Below are 4,301 nucleotides of genomic sequence, written 5' to 3' on the forward strand. Positions count from 1 at the left end.
AGCTTGGGTAAGCAACGGGGCATTGTGAACAGTCTTCAAAAATCAAAAAAAGTTAGCAAGAATTGAAGTAAACATATTTCTCCCATGCCTGGGCATTGAGCGTTCCCGGCAAACGCCTTTTTTAACCATAGGTGTCGGCAATTTTTTGCGCCAACTGGGTATGGAGTTTGTGGCTAGCTTTGTAGGCGACAAAATGGGCTTGGGGAATTTTACCCAGTAGACTTAAGTCCCCCAGCAAATCCAAGAGCTTATGGCGCACCGGCTCATCGGGGAAACGTAAAGGTGGATTGAGCCATTTCTCTTTGTCGCACACCAAGGCATTTTCTAAACTGCCCCCCTTAATTAGTCCGGCCTGGCGCAATTTTTCAATCTGATCCGCAAAACCAAAAGTCCGAGCTGGGGCGATCGCCGTGGCAAATTTTTCCTGGGCCGGTTCCCAGGTGTACCACTGTTTACCAATGGGCAGATAGGGATAATCCACACCGTAGCTGAAGCGGGTAGTTGCACAGGGAAAAGCCGCTACAAACGCATCTTCTATTTGGCAGGTCAAAGGGGTCGTAATCACAATGGGTTGCCCTTGCTTTTTCTTTGATTGGGGCCTGAGCCCCACCCTGGCGATCGCCGTTAACCAACTCAGGGCAGAACCATCTAGCAGAGGCACTTCCGGACCGTTAACTTCAATGCGTAAATCACCAATGTCCAAGGCCACTAGGGTTGCCAGTAAATGTTCCACTGTCCTGATCGTTGCCCCGGGTTCCCCTAGCTCCGTCGAAAGCATGGCTTCCCGCACCCAGGTCAAATCCGCTGGAATAATTGGCTTTTTTGGCAAATCAACCCGCTGAAAATAGCGACCCTTCCCCGCTATCACTGGACAGAGGGTAACGGTGGTTTCCACTCCAGAGTGCAGTCCAACTCCCTGGATAGTCAGAGGTGCTTTGATAGTGTTTCCCATGGCATTGATCAAGATGGTTGATGGGGATACTATAGCTAGATTTAGACCACTTCAGTAAATTTAAACGATTTAAAAACAAAAACACTAAACTAAACTAGCTGATCTCACCGGCATTGCTATTGAGTAAGGACAACCAATTGCGGCATTTTTGCTTGGTTGAATTAATATTAGAGAAAAGAAACTTTGTTTTTTCCATGCCACCTCAGGGGAAATGTCCCCCGATAGTGTTTGAAATGCGTTAGAAAGTTCCTGGCGACATGGGAGAATTTCAATCCGAATTCCACTCAAAGTTACGACCAGGGAAGGCGTTTAAATACGTTTCCAAAATGTTCTTAACACTGATAATAATTTTTACCCAATATTCCAACAACCTACACTTACATAAAGCCTTAGATTGCTTGCTCAGAGTGGGGTTGATAACTTCTCTTCAATCCAATTTTTTAGCATTATATTCAATGGAAGGTTGCTCCGCTGACTCTCTGTTTTTAATGCAAGAATCATGGACGACGGCAATGCCAGCGCAATAATTTCTTCTTCGTTTTCGTGATTATTCCCTCTTTGAATTTGGGATAAATCCAAGTATTCAAGAATTGACTCTCCTGCGTCAAACTTACGATCAAAATTCTCAGCCTTCATAGAGCATCATCTCCTCTCTTCTGGAACGACGAACCGAAATAATCCTAATTTTTTTTACCACGATAGGTAATCACCGCTGACCAGTGCTTATCTTCGATTATACCAATTACGAGAAAGCGAGGCTCATCATCGGTGCGGGCTGGAATCTGAATTCTCTGATTGTCTGACCATAAAAATTAAGCTTCAGTAAAGCTTATTCCATGCTTGATTTTATTAGATTTGCTTTTTCTGGGATCAAACTCAAATTGCGGCCCACTCATTTGTCCAAATCATTAACAAATAACACGGTAAGTCATCAAAATAAATTGGCTATGGCCGGGTTAAGCAGAAAATAAGAAAAATTAAACCAAAGCAAAAGTATCTACAATTATTAGGGATTTGAGGAAACGAGAAAAGTCAGAGTTCGACTAAAAAGGTAGCCGACCCAACAACGCAGTCAGCCCTTCCACTTGTTGATACAGTTCCATCAGGCGATCGCCGTTGACGTGGAGTTCTGGGGTGGGGTAATTTTCCAGCACTTCGATGAGCCTTACCTGATTATCTTTTTCCGCAGAAGTAATAATGGCACCCCGCAGGGCTTCTTTATTGTCCCGCTTGGAAGGAGTGTGGATTACCTGACCCACCTGATTGAGCACATATTCTCCGGCAAAACTGTTAAGCACCCGGGAGAGGGTAACCGGATCTGCCTGAAACGGTTGATTGAGCCAACCCCGCAATTCCTCAGGGTCCTTGTTGGCCATTTTCAAATAGGCTTTAAGGGAAGGGGATACTTTTCCTGTGCGACTCAATTCTCCCAACTCTTCAATGGAGACTGATTCTCGCAAAACGCTATAGGTCAGCACCACCCGTTCTGCTGCAGCTAGGGGGAGAGTTCCAGATCCAGCTACCAAGCTAGCAAACATTAAGCCCAAACAAAAGTGAGGAAAACGCACATTCATAACCACTAAACCTATATATCGACAGAAAATCTTCTCTCTATACTAGAAGAATAATTTTAATGATTGTCACGTCCGAGGGCAGTGGAATGAGTGTCGCCTTTAATCCCCAAATTATGACCGCCGTGGAGCAGTTAGACTATGTGGTCACGGTGGGGGACGTGGCCAGCCAGGCTGGACTAGAAATTAACCAAACCCAACAAGGGTTACTGACCTTGGCGTCGGAGGTGGAGGGCCATCTCCAAGTGGCGGAATCCGGCGAAATTGTGTTTGCTTTTCCCAAGCAATTCCGTAATATTCTCCGCAATAAATATTGGCGCTTGCGGTTTCAGAGTTGGCTCCAGAGTATTTGGCAGGTGTTGTTTTACCTGATCCGCATTTCCTTTGGTATTATCCTTATCCTTTCGATCCTGTTGATGTTGGTGGCCATTATTGCCATTGTCATCGCTGTCAATTCCAAGTCTGACAATGATAACGATGGGGGCTTTAACTTTTCTGGGGGAAGCAATCGCAGTGGCGGTGGTGGTGGTGGAATATTTTTCTGGCCGGGGGATATTTTTTGGCTGCTCAGTCCCGATGGTGGCCGGCAAAAACGGGACAAGAAAAAGTCTGATAAAAATAAAAACGAGCTGAACTTCCTCGAAGCGATTTTCTCGTTCCTCTTTGGGGATGGCGACCCCAATGAAGATTTGGAGGAAAGACGCTGGCAAACCCTGGGTAGTTTAATTCGCAATAATGGCGGGGCGATCGCCGCCGAACAGGCCGCCCCCTATTTGGATAATGTGACCAAGTTCAACCGGGAAAATGAGGACTACATGATTCCTGTCTTGGCCCGCTTTAATGGCTACCCCCAGGTTTCCCCCAACGGTGAATTAATCTACACTTTCCCCGACCTCCAAGTCAGTGCCCAGGAGCGCCAATCCACCACCCTAGCTTCCTACCTGCGGGAAAAACCCTGGAAATTTAGTCAGGCTTCTGCGGGACAAAAAATAGCGGCGATCGCCTTAGGGGGAGTCAACCTAGTTTTGGCCTTGAGTTTGGGGGTCATGCTAAAAACCTACGGGGCTGAGCTTGATTTGGGAGAACTAGTTTATTTTGTCCAGAGCATCTACGGCCTCCTGGTGGCCTATGCGGTGGGCTTCCTAGCCATTCCCTTGGTGAGGTACTTCTGGTTACAACAACGTAATCAAAAACTGGAACAGCGCAACGGCGATCGGCAACAGCGGGCCAAACTTCTACAACCGCCCTCCCCCCCCCTCAAAGCTAAACTAGAATTTGCCCAGGATTGGGCCACTAGCACCGTCATCACCCAGGCGGACATCACCTACCGCACCGACCAGGATTCCCTGGAGCAGGAGTTTAAACGCTTTACCCCAACCCAGGGGGACTGACAGTAACATAGCCCGTACCCCTAGCATTTTTTCGGTACAGTGGCCAATTGTTTCTGAGAAGCGTTAACATAAGTTAACAACTGTTTATTCTCCACCACATCCATTGCTAGCTGGTGGAATATGATAACTACACTCACTATTGGAGAGTTCTAGCGTGAGCAAAAATAATAAAAAATGGCGTAACGCGGGCCTATATGCCTTGCTGTTGATTGTCGTTTTAGCGTTGGCATCGGCCTTTTTCGACCGTCCGACCCAAACTAGAGAAACCCTCAGCTACAGCGATTTCGTCAATCGGGTGGAAGCTAATCAGATCGAACGGGTTAACCTCAGCGCCGACCGCACCCAAGCCCAAGTGCCCAACCCCAGCGGTGGCCCTCCCTACTTGGT

General features: G+C 47.1%; 5 protein-coding genes. 2 read left to right on the forward strand and 3 right to left on the reverse strand.

Annotated features, from left to right (window positions below; genetic code table 11):
- Positions 1 to 121: 121 nt before the first annotated feature.
- From lpxC to IQ219_RS17250, 3 genes are all read right to left on the reverse strand, one after another.
- A complete protein-coding gene (lpxC, locus tag IQ219_RS17240) occupies positions 122 to 952 on the reverse strand; it encodes a UDP-3-O-acyl-N-acetylglucosamine deacetylase (RefSeq protein WP_194073425.1) in 831 nt (276 codons plus the stop codon).
- 402 nt (positions 953 to 1,354) lie between these two features.
- Entirely contained in the window at positions 1,355 to 1,588 is a 234-nt protein-coding gene (locus IQ219_RS17245) for a CopG family transcriptional regulator (RefSeq protein WP_194073426.1), read from the reverse strand.
- Between the two features lie 407 nt (positions 1,589 to 1,995).
- A complete protein-coding gene (locus IQ219_RS17250) occupies positions 1,996 to 2,526 on the reverse strand; it encodes an alpha/beta hydrolase (RefSeq protein ID WP_228017270.1) in 531 nt (176 codons plus the stop codon).
- An 86-nt stretch (positions 2,527 to 2,612) separates the two neighbouring features.
- On the opposite strand from IQ219_RS17250, the gene IQ219_RS17255 reads away from it, so the two are divergent.
- Positions 2,613 to 3,914 carry a hypothetical protein gene (locus IQ219_RS17255; protein WP_347338260.1) on the forward strand — a complete coding sequence of 434 codons (1,302 nt, stop codon included), beginning with the start codon at positions 2,613 to 2,615 and terminating at the stop codon, positions 3,912 to 3,914.
- Between the two features lie 154 nt (positions 3,915 to 4,068).
- Positions 4,069 to 4,301: ATP-dependent metallopeptidase FtsH/Yme1/Tma family protein (locus IQ219_RS17260; RefSeq protein ID WP_194073427.1), on the forward strand; the 233-nt coding region annotated here is incomplete at its 3' end.

This window comes from Synechocystis sp. LEGE 06083 (assembly GCF_015207725.1).
Lineage (GTDB): Bacteria > Cyanobacteriota > Cyanobacteriia > Cyanobacteriales > Microcystaceae > Synechocystis > Synechocystis salina.